Here is a 14,854-nt window from a genome sequence, read left to right on the forward strand (position 1 = left end):
TAAATCGGAGTAATAAATATGTACAATATAGAGAAAACAGGATACTGAATGATACAGATACAAAAAAGTAAGGTAAAGGGTATACAGCAGAAAGGACATAGCTGCCAGACTCGTCTTTTGGGTTTTTCCAGTCACAAAAAGCGCTTGGGCAGCTATATAGGTCTATGTACCTTGTTGACGTTCGCGTGTGTTAGTCGAGGTGCTTCGCAAACTCAAATGTTACAGGCTCCGGGACCATGGCCCACGACGGCTTGGTCCGCAACCGCCCCCGAATCGGTAGGCATGGATAGTGCAGCGTTAAAGGAAGCGGAACAAATTTATCCGTGTATTTTTCCTAGTGGCTACAGCCTGCTTGTAATTAGGAACGGGCAACTTGTATCCGAGTCTTACTTCAATGGTCAAACTGCCGAGACTCCCAACCATATTTATTCCGTCACGAAAACGTTTGTCGCGACATTGTTGGGTATTGCCGTGAAGCAGGGATGGATTGACGGTGTAGACCAACGCGTAGCTGTTTTGTTGCCCGAATACTCGATTAATCCAAAGTTTGCAGAATTGACCTTAGAAGACGTTCTGACCCACCGCTCGGGCATTGGAAGCAGTAGGGGCTCTGCAGACATAAGTCTAATGCTTGAAGGTGAACCCCAATCACCCCCCGGAACGGCCTTTGAGTATAGCAATATAGCGCCAAGCTTAATTACAGCCATTCTGGATAGGTTGGCCAAAGAAGGTGTGGCTGGGGATAAGTCTGACGTCTCTGGCTTGGCTCAAGAGTATCTATTTGGTCCACTGGGTATTGGTGTCAGTGAATGGAACAAGGGCTCCAACGGGGTTCCCGATGGGGCCAATGGACTCCATATGACTACCAGGGATATGGCACGCCTCGGCTATTTATTGCTGTGGGATGGGCGTTGGGAAGATAAGCAAATACTGCCGATGGGATGGGTAAAGGAGGCCTCGAAATACCGAGTGGAGTTTGATCGACAGAAGGGTTACGGGTATCTAAACTGGGTTCGAAGACAATCGGACATTGTACAGACCGCACAGGGCGATATAGAAGTGCAGGGCTATTTTGCTTATGGACACCGCGGGCAATTTATAGGGGTGTATCCAGAGTTGGATCTTTTGGTCGTGACGATGGCCGATGCAACCGACGCCACTAGGGACACGTATTTTGTACCTGATTTACTGCATGACTTTGTTCGTCGATTTGTTTTTTCAGCGGTCAAACAGTCCAACAATCCGCCAGGGCAGAAGTAACAACCTTTCTCTCTGGAAAGCCTTTGCAATCAGATACTGATTCCGCTATGTGACAAAATATTAAACTATTGATGAAATCAAAGTGATACTTAGATTTCGTAAAAACACATTATAATTTAGTAAACTTTAAAACAAAATTTCGTATGAAATCAGAACCATCTTTACCAAAAAAGGGTGTCACGAGGCGCTCAGCCATCTCGTCGATGGCAGGATTAACAGCTGGAGTAGTACTAGCCTCCCCCATGGCCTGTGCGCCGGCTTCAGAGAAAGCTCAGGAGAAAGCCACAATATTTGCTCTGATGGGCGACCACTATCACAACGCGGATATAGTCCGTACGGCACTGACTCGCGACATCGTTAAGGACATGGGTATATCCGTAAAGATGACCAATGACTACACATCTCTTAACGCTGAGACCCTGCAAGGATACAAGATGCTCATCGTTCATCGAGATGGGCGCATTTTCCCCGATGGCAATGGACCCATTGGCGGAGGAGACAAAATGGTTTCGTTAGATTTCATCAATAATTTTGGCAAGAACATTAGCGAGGTCGCTGTTGTCAGCGATCCTCCTCTGGAGTCCACATCGGGTGAAATGAAGGCCTGGATGCAACCTCACCAGGGTAAGGCTGTCCGTGATTTCGTTGAGAACGGCGGTTCGGCACTGTTCTTCCACAACGTCACGGACGTAGGGAGTAGCAATACCGATTTTCGTCACGTGCTTGGCGCTGCCTATGCAGGACATCCGCCCATCCGAACCTTCAAGGTTAAGGTAAAAAAATTAGATCATCCAATTATGGAGGGCATTACCGATTTCGTCGTCACTGATGAGCAGCATTACATGGAGTACGACAAGGATCCTGAGCATATCTTGATGGAGTCCGTGAATGAGGATGGTCTCCACTATAGTTATAAGGGGAAAGACATGGGGACGACTGCCCCGGCAGTTTGGGCCTATGAATATGGGAAAGGCCGCGTCTGTTACTTGGAACCTGGTCATCTTCTGACAGCGCATTGGAACCCTATGTACCGTAAGTTGAAGCAGAATGCTGTCCGTTGGTTGCTGAGGCAAAGCTGATAGCTTTTCCGAAGGAACTCCGATATTGAGGTAATAACGTTTCTCTCAGGAAAACCTCTGCGATCAAAAGCTGATTCGGCTTTACCAGAAAATAAAACCACTTTAGCGAAACAAAGAGATACTTAGATTTCTAAATAATACACTAATTCGGATATTAGAAAGGCCAATTATAATTTAGTAAACATTAAACCAAACTTTCGTATGAAACCAGTTACATCTTTACCAAAAAGGAATAGGGTAATGAGCCGATTTTTCGTTCTTTTCGCTATGGTCTTTAGTCTAACGACCGTACTATCTGCCCAGATCCAAAATACTTCGGAGGTCTACATGTCTACCGATCGGCCACGTGCTCTGGCAGTGATCGGGGACCGCTATCACTCACCGGTCCACATCCGTAATGGCCTGATGGGCCCGTTGGCACAGGAGAACATTCCGGTGGTCTACATCGAGAACCACGAGGCGCTTACCGCCGAGGTCCTGAAGGACGTTGATTTGCTGATCTTCTTCAAGGACGGTAATATCTGGCCCAACGGCCACGAGCAGGGCTCCTCCCCGGTAAAGTGGATGACCGATGAGCAGCAGAAGGCCATCTTTGATTTCGTGAACAACGGTGGCGGGTTTCTGGCGCTGCACAACTCGCATGGCCTCTATCCTCCGAACGGACCCTTTTACGAGATTTTCGGAGGTGACTATGGTGGCCATCCGGCTCCGGAAGAGTTTATGATTCGGATCGAGAACAAGAACCACCCTATTACGGCGGGCGTTGAGGATTTCAGGACCTACGACGAGCAGCACATGAGCAAGTACTATGGGGACCGCGAGCACCTTCTGATGCGGAACATCTCGGACGCGAACAAGTCCGCCCCTGCCGGCTGGTGGCGGGAGATAGGCAAGGGACGATTTGTCTACCTCGCACCCGGACATACACCAGAAGCACTGGGACATCCAATGATGGTACGGCTGATTCGCAACTCGGTAAGATGGCTCACCAAGCAGACAGATGACAAGTAAAACGTAGTAATTATTAAGTTAACCAATTGTAACATGAACGAAACGACACAAAAATACCTTTTCGTTGGGAGTTATACGGGATTTGAACCGGGACAGCTGGGCTGGGTTGGCTCAAAGCAACCTGGGGTAGGTATCCTCTCCTTTGCGTTTGATAGTTCCAATGGTTCGCTGAATCCCACAGGCAAGGAGACAAAGCAAGATTCACCGACATGGTTGGAGATTCACCCTAATCGAAGGTTTCTTATTGCTACTCACGAACTCTCCCACCATACAGGGGTGCAGGCCGGTGTCGGATTTGTGACTTCGTACAAAATCTTGCCTGATGGCGGGCTAGAGAAGGTATGCACCCAATCTACTGGTGGTCGAGGAAATACGTGCGCAACATTTGACCGGACAGGACGTTTCTTGCTCGTGACAAGGTATTGGGAGGGTGGCATCTCTGTACTACCGTTCGACCCTGATACCGGAATAATTGGCGAGGTTACGGCACAGCCCGATTACAAAGGCTCCGGCCCAGTTCCCCTCCGCCAAACAGTTCCGCATCCACACGGTATCCATGGCGATCCCCGAACAAATTTGGTGTACGCTATGGATTTAGGCACAGATGATGTTCACCAGCACGTTCTTGATGTAAAGACGGGGAAATTAGCACCACATAGTGATGTGAAGTTAACTCCAGGGAGCGGTCCGCGAGGCATCAACTTTCACCCGCATCTAAGAGTTGCTTACGTGAATTGTGAACTTAACGGTACCGCCATCGTTTGTTCCGTTGATGATGAAAAAGGACTTGTGCCAATTCAGACCGTGCACTGTTATCCGGAAGGTTTTAATGCGCAAGGGAACCCGGAGAACCTTGGTAAGGCTGACTTTTGGGGAGCCGAAGGCTGCTTGTCCGTCAACGGTACGCACTACTATTACATCTGTAGGGTCCACCAGAGTATAGCACTGTTTAATGTGGATTCTGAGGACGGTAAATTGATTTTTTCGAGCCGATGTGCGTTAGCGACTAACTCCAACGCTAGGAATCTTACCATGGACCCCAGTGGGAGGTATTTGCTTGTAGCTAGCCAGGACGCTGACCGAGTTGAATGTTTCCGTATTAAGCCGGGAACCGGGGCACTTGAGCTTGCGCACACTCAGTTTGCCCCTTGTGCCGCTGATGTAGCCGTGCTTTGACGACGGAGATGATGTAGAGTTTCTAATAAATTACTGTTTCAAGAATTCTAACATGTTTTCCTTTTTCTTGTGCTGCAGAAGAAATTTTATTAATAAAAGCAACCAATTATGAAAAAATTATCAACTTTAGTCAAATTAGACTCCTATCAAATAATACTTATCCTAACAATAATTTCCATCTGGTTATTATCAGGGAGTTCAGTGCCACCTGATATTCAATTTCCAGTGAATGTAGGTGTAAAGCCCGAGAGTATTACTAAAGGCTTTAATGGAAACTACTATGTTACTATAATGAATGGGAATGATGAAGGTGATGGTGAAGTAATAGAAATTTCTAATAATGGTGTAAAAGTATTTGCAAATGGCTTTGATGACCCTAAGGGTATTGTCTATTTACATAATCATTTATACTTTTCAGATTTAACACGTATTTGGAAAGTAGATGAAGAAGGTAAGGCAAGTGTTTTTATTAAGAAAGAGAATTTTCCCAAAGAAGTTTTGTATTTGAATGATGTTGCGGTAGATGCCTACGGGAAAGGCATTTTTGTGGCCGATATGGGTGCGACTAAATACATGCGTGATGGAAATAACCAACTTTGGCCTCTAGGCAGTAAAGAGGCAAAATTGGTTCCACAATTAGGACGTATTTATCATGTTGATTTGAACGGTAAGGTTGCCATAGCGCAAGACACATCCTCATTAATGTTAAACCCAAATGGCGTTGGAATTGACAATGATGGTAATATTATGGTGGGTGCATTTTTTCTGGGTAATTTTTTGGTAAAACGGGATGGGGAATTAAAACCGTTGAAAGGCCAATTTCGAGGCGCTGATGCAGTTGAACAAGATAGTAAAGGTAATTATTACATCAGCAGTTGGGTAGCAGGTACGGTATGGAAAATCGATGGTGTAACTGAAGAATCAACGGTACTAATTGATGGGTTAAAATCTGCCGCAGACTTTTATTTGGAAGAAGACAAAGGTCGGCTTCTAGTTCCAGATATGCTGGCTGGTAAGATTTATGCTGTTGATAATGATAACTAAAGATATTTTTACAAATCGTGTCCAAGCATTCCCTCCAAACAATTTACAAATATTTGTTGATCATTTAAAAGTCTGTGACAAGGGATAAGGTTGCTATATCCTATCGGACAATAGATTACCCAATCTTTAACCTACCTATTATTGAAATCGGAAAGAAGAAGTTAGGGAAAGTCATTTAAAATGATCGCCGTCTAATTTGTTTGCTCAGCATAGGGCACACTTGACGATATTATTAATGTAGATATTCAATGAGATATATTAGGAAGTGGATCCTGGGCCTTTGAAAAATTTACGGATCAATTTTTCAATGAAGAATTATACAACAGCTACAATAAAGAATACAGATAGTATCTATAAATTATGAAAAACAAGAAAAAAATCAACTTTCAGGATCATAGTTTGGCTTGGTCGATCAGCCTTTGCCTTTTAATAGGAAACATATTGATAGTGGAGGGCCAGTCATTACCAACCTACAATACGGCAAGAAACGGGGAGATATTTCAAATATTTCAATTCCCCAGAAATCAAATGCCACGAATCGACGGGGACAAAAGGGATTGGGAGCTCGTGCCTGAAAACTACACCTATGGAACAGATCTTTTGAACGATACCGAAGACGGTATGGGCACCGATATCGACCCCAAAGATCTCGACGTAAAAGTAACCATAGGCTGGGTCAAAGACCTTAACCGTATTTATTTTCTTTACGAGGCCTACGACGATTTTTGGGATTTTGAACGTTTTAATCCCGAGGGTTATATGAATGATATTTTTGAATTGGTAGTGGACGGAGATCTTTCGGGAGGTCCCTTTATACAAAACCCCGTATATGATCGTGAGCAGATGAAATGGGAGCCACAGACCTCTACTTATATTGAAAATCATTTTAACTTCAGTGGTGTACATGCGCAGAACTACCATATATATACCCCACCCGTAAATAATGCATGGGCTTTGGTGTGGGGAAGCCAGTCATGGATTTCCGAGTTTCCGCATGCAAACTATGCCTATGATTATGATTTTAAGCATGGGGAAAGCGGTACTTTGGTGTTGGAAGGTTGGATTACCCCTTATGATTATGCTCATAATGAAGGGCCGCAAAGGGCTGTGGAATCGGAACTAAAGGAAAACAAGGTCATCGGCCTCTCTTGGTCGATATTGGATTTTGACGGGGGGAAAAGGGAAGGCCATGTCAATCTCGCCCACAATGTCAAAATGGTTAGCAATGCCTCCTATCTATGTGCATTTCAACTAATGCCGTTGGAAAAAGAATTTTTGGATTCCATTAAGGCAGCATGGACGTTTAAGGTCATTGACGAGGAAATGGGAATAGTAGCCTTTAAGGATGAATCTATAGGTGAGATCGAAAAATGGAAATGGGATTTCGGCAATGGCGACAGCTCAACTGAGCAAAATCCGATTTATCGGTTCAAGGAAAAAAATGTACGCACGGTCATTACCTTGGAGGTGGAAGGGGCCAACGGCAGTTCCAAACGTACCCGATACTGGGAAGTGATGATACGGTAAGCTTATTATGCCGTGGTTTTTCAAGATTCAATATTTCATTGGGACTTAAATATGACGAGCTATTTGATAATTTGGGACAATGACCATAGTGCTCTAATTACAAATTATGGACAAAGCACCTCTTATTTTATAATACGATTTTAAAAAATGAAAATTCTAACCATTAAAATACTCCTTATCATGAAGAATAATATTATACCAAGTTCAGCGTCATTAGTATTTTTGATTTTAGTCACTTTACTTTTATTTACAAACTGTCAAGAAGAAAAGGAAAAAACAGACAAGGAAGTTTCTGAAAAGAGTGAGGCCGCTTTGGAAAAACCAGATATTTTTTACCAATATTCCATTTGGTATGCCTTTGTAAACAAAATTTTCGAAGGAGATTTGAGCGCAAAGGAATTAAAGACTAAGGGGGATATTGGACTGGGTTCTTATAATTTACTTGACGGGGAACTCATTATGCTCAACGGGATCCTTTATCAGGCCTCTGAGGACGGGAAAGTCCATAAACCTGAAGATAGTAAAAAGATAGTTTATGCCAATGCTGCCTTTTTTTATAAGGATTTTTCTTACGAATTGCCTAAGGTTGAAAGTTATGATGATCTTCGTGCATTTATCAATGATAAATTGCCTACTAAAAACTTTTTTTATGCCTTTAAGATTCATGGAGAGTTTTCAAAAATGAAATGTGGGGGGTTGCACAAACAAGAAGCTCCTTTTGAAAAGGGATTGGACGTACTAATACCAGAACGGCCCATCTTTGAAAGGGAGAATTTTAAGGGAACTATGGTAGGTTTTTATTGCCCCAAATTTATTGGTAATATCAACGTGGCGGGTTATCACCTACATTTTGTTTCGGATGATGAGGAATTTGCCGGGCATGTGATGGAATTTGAAGGTGTAAATCTCACCGTGGAAATAGACGAACTGCACAAATATCAGTTCGATTTACCCAAAACTGAAGATTTTGAAAAAGTAGGATTTGACAAGGAGTTTCAGTACAAAAAGGAATAAAGAAAGTTAGTGAGTTGAGTTGTTTGATCTTGAAAAGATGGCAATTGGAAAAAATCCTTTGTCTCATTGCCTGGACTGGTTATCTGGAAGGGCACGGCTCGCAGATGGACCTGATGTAATTTACGGAGCAAGGAACCTTGACCTGAATCAAGAGTTCTACTTTTAATTAGGTAATGATAAGTGCTCCCAGGATTAAGTAAAGTCCGCATTGACCGAGATAAGAGACCTTCTGTAGGTATAAAGATACCGGACTGGAGTGATTTTAATCGAAACGAAGTGGTCACAATATTAATGTTGTAGAGGTCAGTAGATAGTTGCAAATAAATTCAATTTGATAAATTCTATCTACTTCGGTCATTTTCATGATAGGGCTATTGTATACAGTTTATGTATTATGTGACGCGTAAATTTTAAAAAATTTATTGAGATACCTTTCCAGGTTTTATGGGTTATCTGGGAATAGAATATTCTTATCCCAGATTTGAACTGATGTATTATTGTATGAAGTACTTTAAATTTCAACCCGACATGGGTAAAGTTTAGTGATATGGATACGGCCAAAATGGCTTCGGAGATCATACTTTCAAGAGGGGTCCGTGAAGTCATTATCATCTTGGGGGTTTAAAAAGGAACAATGGGAGGCCATTGTTCCTTTTTTTATATGCACATCAATGAGATTATGGCCCGTAAAAGCATAATATGAATAATACTAATGTAGTAAAAAACACCACCTCAGCACCACACCTTCATCCTCTACGTAAATAAACGTATGACGACATAACTATCTGGTAGTTATGTGTTAAATGTCACTATAGTGTTTTAAAGTCCTAGTTTAACCACACCTTGTTCAGTGAAATTCACCACAGCATAACCCTCTTAAGGCGTGTGGCTTTTTATGTTTGATCTAACGTGAATATTAGTTCACCCTATGGTGTAATTACAGGGTTAACTGTGGTGTTTTTATTTCACCCTAGTGCTACACATTGGGATAAGGAATCCTGCTGTTCGGATTAAATACCATCTACGGTATATAGGAAATAAATCACTCTATACATGTCAACAATTCAACAGTACAATTTCAACAATACTGATAAAATAAAATATTAATTTTAAGGTCCCGATAATAATCGGGATGGACTAGGTATTTCACATTCAGCTTGGTTTTCCGATGTTAATTATTTAGTTTGGAAATGAGCGTAGGCAAAGATATACTCTTTTGTAATTTTTGGTTTGTGTGTTGGCTGTAGCGAATTGCAAATGTGTATGGTTTTGGCATTATCTTATTTAAGATATATTTCGTCTTTCACATATCTTGCGTTCAACCAAAAACAATGTTTTGTGTATTTAGTTTATCCGGTCAATTTATCTGCGACATCTATCTTTGTGTCGACCGGCTGGACAATTTCAAGATGATTAACGAGATCCGCTGCTTGCTGGCCAAGAAATTGGACATGTTAAAGGTACAACCAAATGAAGGACTTGTGCTCCGTTATCAAGGACGCTACCGGTTACCAGAATAATTCGAACTCTGAAGATAACTTAGGATAATGAATTGCGGATTGTAAAATGTAGATTCCGGAATTCATAAAGTGTTTTTGCCTTTTTATTCCCAACGGATTGTACATTCGGTAGATTACTAGGTCAGTGAGGCCATTTTGAAATTACACTAACTCTTCTACTTCTTCAAGTGTTTATTAAACCAAATAAGTGCTTCCTCCTGGATTTCCTGATCGTAGCAATGGGGTTTAGCAGGGGTATAATTCCTAAAAAGAGTTGGATTTCCAGCCCATAAATACGTTTCGCTGATCTGGCGTGCGGCTTCCATTTTCCCTACAGGAGGAAAGAGGATATCTTCGGTTCCACTTACCACCATGCATGCTTTTGGGGATGCCATAGAGATCATATCTGGGATATCAATCCGGTCCCATACTCCTGGTAGCATGCAAAACGTATTGACGGCCCCATTAACGTTATAAGCCTGCTGGCTGTCGCTAGTTGTCATCCATCCTACTGTCACCGTTGCTTTTACGCGAGGTTCGAGTGCAGCGATCATGTTTGTCCGCCATCCTCCCCCAGAGAGCCCTGTACATCCGATTCGGTTGTCGTCAACCTCTTTCCTCGAAAGCAGGTAATCAACACAGCGGCTATCGTCGCCGTAATTTATACCTGCCCAGGTAGTTCCAGCCCAGTTCAGTTCACGTATTCCGTAATGTAATGCTCCATTTGCACGGCTTTCATAATCTAGATGTGTATCATTATCGAGTTTTGAAGGGTCGTATGAATTGGGAAGGCCGTTAATACCACGTGGTGCACGGTTTCCGAAATGAAATGCGTCTATAACGATTACTGCATATCCTTTGGAAGCATACCAGTCTGCCAGAGGTCTTCCACTGCTGGTTTCTGCACGGTGATTCACAATTGCAGGGTGCACAGGTTCGCCACAGATGCGGTCGGCTCCAAAAAGCATTGGGCCACCCCAGGCATGCATGACAATCAATGCCGGTGCAGGAAGGGGAACGTTTTTTGGTATATAGAAATACCCGGGAACTCTGAACCATGGAGTGGAGTTGAATTCTATTTTCTCACGGATAAATGAATCGGTCTCAACTGTTTCCAAGGTTTGTGCCTGTAAGTTAACAGGTGGTAAATTATAATGTAATCCTGATAAAAGGCGTTCCCTTGCCTGTCGTGCCCATTCGCTGTAATCCTTGTTGGGATTTGCTTTTCTCCATTCCACTGCATTGAGGTCGAGAGGCCGGTATGAACGCATCTTCTGCATCATTTCTTCATATCCTCCGTATAAATTCAGCGGCTTGATGCCCAGATATTCCTCTGTCATTGCTGTAATCGGCCGTGGCAGATCAACCTTGATTTTCTGCGCTGCATTGGATGAGGTTTCTGATTTACATGAGGCGGGTAAAATACTGCCTAATGCCATACTCGTGGTTCCTGCTATACCTGTCTTGATGAAGTTTCTTCTTTGTATCATAGGCGAACTTTAGCAAATAAAATTTAATTTTTCCAAGCCATTCAAAAATTATATTGGAAGTTATTTGAGTATATTTTTTTTGAGTATTTTACGAATTTACCTTTTAATAACCTAACAAATTCATATAGTTAATTCAAATAATGATACTGTTAGGATAATAGGTGTCCGAATAATCTAAAAGAAAACCTTTCTCGCTTCTATAGATTAACATGTATCTGTACAATGGTTTATATCCAAAATAAGGCATTTAGGGCACAGTTCAGGGGCGTTAGAAATACAGAATTCTTCCTATTTAGATTAACTCAACTATATGCGTAAATATTCAAATACCCAGAAATTGTACTTGATCCGTAATATTTTCAACGAACTCAGTGAAAACGGGAGGTGAAGGTCATAAAACAAAAAACGCATCAGCTATTTCTAGTGATGCGTCTTGCTTAGTAGCGGGAACTGGACTCGAACCAGTGACCTTCGGGTTATGAGCCCGACGAGCTACCTACTGCTCTATCCCGCGATGTGCGTTTCCAAAATAGTCAACTTGGCTTTTAACCCTCAGTTCATAATGCTGACTGAATTATTTCGGACTGCAAATATACATCCTTTTTATGATTTCCCAAATCTATTTTGAATTAAATATTAAAAATTAGCCTAAATGTTTATCAATCCAAAGATTCTGAGACCCTTGGGTCGGAATTTCCTATTTACTTCTCCTTAGGAGAGGTCAGAACTGCTATTTTTGGCAGTTTTGGGTGAGGTAAAATAATAAATTTCTTGAAACCGCCTATAACCAAAGTAAGACATAGGGGTGTTGCCCTGCTTTCAGTAGATTTATTATTTAAAAATCCCCAGTTGTAGTCCTCCTTGTCCAAAATCTTTCTATTTTGTATCGATTTTAATTAAAATCCGTCACCCTTAATTCGCCCGATCATTTATGGATAACTATGGTTTTCTCTCAATCTTACCACCTGTCATTGCTATTATCTTGGCACTCAGAACAAAACAAGTTTATATTGCCCTGCTTTTTGGAATATGGTTTTCATGGGTCATCATCAATGACTGGAATTTTCTCACCGGCACCCTAGCGGCCATAGAGGGGATGGTAAATGTTTTTAAATCCCCAGGAAATACAAGGACCATTATGTTCAGTGCGCTGGTAGGGGCTTTGCTGTTGTTTGTTCAATATTCCAAAGGGGTGGAGGGATTTATTAACCAGATCAATAAGGTGATAGTCTATTTTGAGAAAAAACAAAGTGGCTATAGTAGGGTAGTGGTGCAGCTTATGGCTTTACTTACAGGAATTTTACTCTTTGTGGAGACCAGTATTAGTTCCTTAACGGTAGGGACCCTTTATCGGCCCGTTTTTGATAAACTAAAGATTCCTAGGGAAAAACTGGCCTATATCGCCGATTCCAGTTCCGCACCTTCCTCCATTTTAATACCCTTTAATGCCTGGGGGGCATTTATAATGGGATTATTGCTTACCCAAGGAATAGAAAATCCGTTTGGAACCATGCTGGCTTCCATAGCCTATAATTTTTACCCTATCCTGGCCATAGTTATTGTATTTGTGGTAATTATTGGCAAAAAGGATATAGGTCCTATGGGCAAGGCTGAAAAACGTACCAGGGAAACGGGGAAATTGTTAAGCGATACTGCCAAACCCATGTTGTCTAGCGAGGTTACCTCTTTCGCGGCCAAAGAAGGGATAAAGGCCAAGGCCTATAATATGATTGTGCCTTTGGCGACTATGGTGTTCATGATGCCTATTAATTTGGCATATACGGGTTGGGATGCTGTGGAGGACGCCACTTCATTTTCGGACCATCTTTTTAAGGCCATAGGCAATGGCTCTGGCTCTTCATCCGTGCTATATGCAGTACTCACAGCAATTTTAGTCGCCATGGTTTTGTATAGGTCGCAGAAAATTATGAAAACCAAGGAAATGATCGATCTCACCCTGAAAGGAATCAGCGAATTAATGCCCTTGGCTTTACTGATGTTATTGGCCTTTGCCATAGGGGATGCATGTAATGCCTTGGGAACCGGGGAGTTTGTGGCCAATTGGTCCAAAGAATGGTTATCTCCCGCTTTTTTACCGGCAGTTATTTTTGTTATCAGTTCCTTTATTGCGTTTTCGACCGGGACTTCATGGGGTACTTTTGCCATAATGATGGCGATTTCCATGCCTATGGCCGAAATCCATGGCGCACCACTACCTTTAATTGTTGCCGCTACCTTGGGAGGTGGGGTTTTTGGAGATCACTGTTCCCCCATTTCGGACACCTCCATTATCTCTTCCATGGCCTCCGCCAGTGATCATATAGACCATATAAATACACAGCTACCCTATGCCTTGATCGGTGGTTTGGTAACTGTGGTACTTTACATAATTTTAGGCTTAATTATGATATAGATGGCTATATTCAACTAATGATTCTCCGCCACTAGGGGTGCGGTTTCCTATTTACCTCTCTTTTGGAGAGGTCAGAACTGCTATTTTTGGAAGTTTTGGGTGAGGTAAACTAGAAAATTTCTGTTTTCGGTCATGAAGTCAAAAAGTTATAAATAGCCACCAGTATGGTGAAATTCTGCTATCGGCTAAGGCGAGTTTCAAGAAATTTTTTAGTTACCTTTGCCATTATAAAAGTTAAAAAGGGAAGATGTCGCATAAAGCTGGTTTTGTAAATATTATTGGGAATCCCAATGTGGGGAAATCCACACTTATGAATGCCTTTGTAGGGGAAAAATTATCCATTATCACCTCCAAGGCACAAACTACCCGGCACCGTATATTGGGAATTGTCAATGGAGATGATTTTCAAGTGGTCTTATCAGATACTCCAGGGATCATAAAGCCCGCCTATGAATTGCAGTCCTCTATGATGGACTTTGTAAAGTCCGCTTTTGAGGATGCCGATGTACTACTTTATATGGTGGAGATAGGGGAAAAGGCATTGAAGGACGAGCGCTTTTTTGAAAAACTTAAAAATACCAAGATTCCGGTATTGCTCTTATTGAACAAAATTGATGTTTCTGAGCAGGGTATCTTGGAAGAACAGGTGCAGTATTGGCAGGAGCAATTGCCTACAGCAGAAATTCATCCTATATCCGCCTTGCAGAATTTTAATGTGAAGGAAGTTTTTTTACGGATTTTGGAATTGCTGCCCGAGGCACCTCCATATTACCCAAAGGACCAGTTAACAGATAAGCCGGAACGCTTTTTTGTAAACGAAACCATTAGGGAAAAAATTCTCCAATTCTACAAAAAGGAAATTCCCTACTCCGTCGAGATCGATACAGAGGAATTTTTTGAAGACGAAGATATCATCCGCATGCGGTCCGTCATAATGGTGGAGCGCGATTCCCAAAAGGGGATTATCATAGGCCACAAGGGAAGCGCCCTCAAAAGAGTGGGTGTCGAAGCTCGTAAAGACTTGGAGAAATTCTTCGATAAACAAGTGCATTTGGAGCTCTATGTTAAGGTAAACAAGAATTGGAGAAGCGATCCAAATCAATTGAAGCGCTTTGGTTACAATCAGGGGTAGAGTGTTATAGTTTAAATAATGGCCTCTCGATTGCAATTGCATGTTGTCAGACAGGCGCAGTCGGGGTTTGTCAGTTCGAGACCCAAGAAATTTTATTTTTCAAGCGGTAATAATGACGTAAATTAGATTGTAATCTACCGAATTGCAAAATAATCGTAGTCGGAATAGTGTTATTTACCTGTGTTCGAGCATGATTTTCAAAAATTTGG

Annotated in this window: 10 protein-coding genes and 1 tRNA gene; 9 read left to right on the forward strand and 2 right to left on the reverse strand. The window is 42.1% G+C overall.

Going from position 1 to position 14,854, the window contains the following annotated elements; genetic code table 11:
• The first annotated feature begins 48 nt into the window (after positions 1-48).
• The 7 genes from MWU78_RS12660 (at position 49) to budA (ending at position 8,111) form a co-directional block, all read left to right on the forward strand.
• Entirely contained in the window at positions 49-1,260 is a 1,212-nt protein-coding gene (locus tag MWU78_RS12660) for a serine hydrolase (protein WP_246998250.1), read from the forward strand.
• Between the two features lie 143 nt (positions 1,261-1,403).
• Positions 1,404-2,339: a ThuA domain-containing protein gene (locus MWU78_RS12665; RefSeq protein WP_246998252.1), complete on the forward strand. Its 936-nt coding sequence runs from the start codon at positions 1,404-1,406 to the stop codon at positions 2,337-2,339.
• A gap of 240 nt (positions 2,340-2,579) precedes the next feature.
• Positions 2,580-3,350 (forward strand): ThuA domain-containing protein, encoded by a 771-nt coding sequence (locus MWU78_RS12670; protein WP_246998254.1) that lies wholly within the window; start codon positions 2,580-2,582, stop codon positions 3,348-3,350.
• A gap of 33 nt (positions 3,351-3,383) precedes the next feature.
• Positions 3,384-4,526 (forward strand): beta-propeller fold lactonase family protein, encoded by a 1,143-nt coding sequence (locus MWU78_RS12675; RefSeq protein WP_246998256.1) that lies wholly within the window; start codon positions 3,384-3,386, stop codon positions 4,524-4,526.
• 108 nt (positions 4,527-4,634) lie between these two features.
• On the forward strand, positions 4,635-5,570 hold the full coding sequence (locus tag MWU78_RS12680) for an SMP-30/gluconolactonase/LRE family protein (RefSeq protein ID WP_246998257.1): 936 nt from the start codon (positions 4,635-4,637) through the stop codon (positions 5,568-5,570).
• A 360-nt stretch (positions 5,571-5,930) separates the two neighbouring features.
• Entirely contained in the window at positions 5,931-7,097 is a 1,167-nt protein-coding gene (locus tag MWU78_RS12685; protein WP_246998258.1) for a PKD domain containing protein, read from the forward strand.
• A 180-nt stretch (positions 7,098-7,277) separates the two neighbouring features.
• On the forward strand, positions 7,278-8,111 hold the full coding sequence (gene budA / locus MWU78_RS12690) for an acetolactate decarboxylase (protein WP_246998259.1): 834 nt from the start codon (positions 7,278-7,280) through the stop codon (positions 8,109-8,111).
• A 1,675-nt stretch (positions 8,112-9,786) separates the two neighbouring features.
• Here the strand turns inward: budA and MWU78_RS12695 are convergent.
• Together MWU78_RS12695 and MWU78_RS12700 are read right to left on the reverse strand one after the other, a co-directional pair.
• Complete coding sequence (locus tag MWU78_RS12695; protein WP_246998260.1) at positions 9,787-11,100, reverse strand: alpha/beta hydrolase family protein; 1,314 nt, start codon at positions 11,098-11,100, stop codon at positions 9,787-9,789.
• Between the two features lie 441 nt (positions 11,101-11,541).
• Positions 11,542-11,614: transfer RNA gene (locus MWU78_RS12700), tRNA-Met, on the reverse strand.
• 468 nt (positions 11,615-12,082) lie between these two features.
• On the opposite strand from MWU78_RS12700, the gene MWU78_RS12705 reads away from it, so the two are divergent.
• Entirely contained in the window at positions 12,083-13,513 is a 1,431-nt protein-coding gene (locus MWU78_RS12705; protein WP_246998261.1) for a Na+/H+ antiporter NhaC family protein, read from the forward strand.
• A gap of 247 nt (positions 13,514-13,760) precedes the next feature.
• A complete protein-coding gene (gene era / locus MWU78_RS12710) occupies positions 13,761-14,645 on the forward strand; it encodes a GTPase Era (protein ID WP_246998262.1) in 885 nt (294 codons plus the stop codon).
• Positions 14,646-14,854 lie beyond the last annotated feature (209 nt).

Origin of the sequence: Arenibacter sp. F26102, from assembly GCF_023015865.1 — a bacterium.
Taxonomy (GTDB): Bacteria; Bacteroidota; Bacteroidia; order Flavobacteriales; family Flavobacteriaceae; genus Arenibacter.

What these genes read in the sequence shown, in the direction of transcription:
- MWU78_RS12660 (WP_246998250.1), top strand. Translation starts at nt 49, where the DNA reads ATGATACAGATACAAAAAAGTAAGGTAAAGGGTATACAGCAGAAAGGA.
- MWU78_RS12665 (WP_246998252.1), top strand. Translation starts at nt 1,404, where the DNA reads ATGAAATCAGAACCATCTTTACCAAAAAAGGGTGTCACGAGGCGCTCA.
- MWU78_RS12670 (WP_246998254.1), top strand. Translation starts at nt 2,580, where the DNA reads ATGAGCCGATTTTTCGTTCTTTTCGCTATGGTCTTTAGTCTAACGACC.
- MWU78_RS12675 (WP_246998256.1), top strand. Translation starts at nt 3,384, where the DNA reads ATGAACGAAACGACACAAAAATACCTTTTCGTTGGGAGTTATACGGGA.
- MWU78_RS12680 (WP_246998257.1), top strand. Translation starts at nt 4,635, where the DNA reads ATGAAAAAATTATCAACTTTAGTCAAATTAGACTCCTATCAAATAATA.
- MWU78_RS12685 (WP_246998258.1), top strand. Translation starts at nt 5,931, where the DNA reads ATGAAAAACAAGAAAAAAATCAACTTTCAGGATCATAGTTTGGCTTGG.
- budA (WP_246998259.1), top strand. Translation starts at nt 7,278, where the DNA reads ATGAAGAATAATATTATACCAAGTTCAGCGTCATTAGTATTTTTGATT.
- MWU78_RS12695 (WP_246998260.1), bottom strand. Translation starts at nt 11,100, where the DNA reads ATGATACAAAGAAGAAACTTCATCAAGACAGGTATAGCAGGAACCACG.
- era (WP_246998262.1), top strand. Translation starts at nt 13,761, where the DNA reads ATGTCGCATAAAGCTGGTTTTGTAAATATTATTGGGAATCCCAATGTG.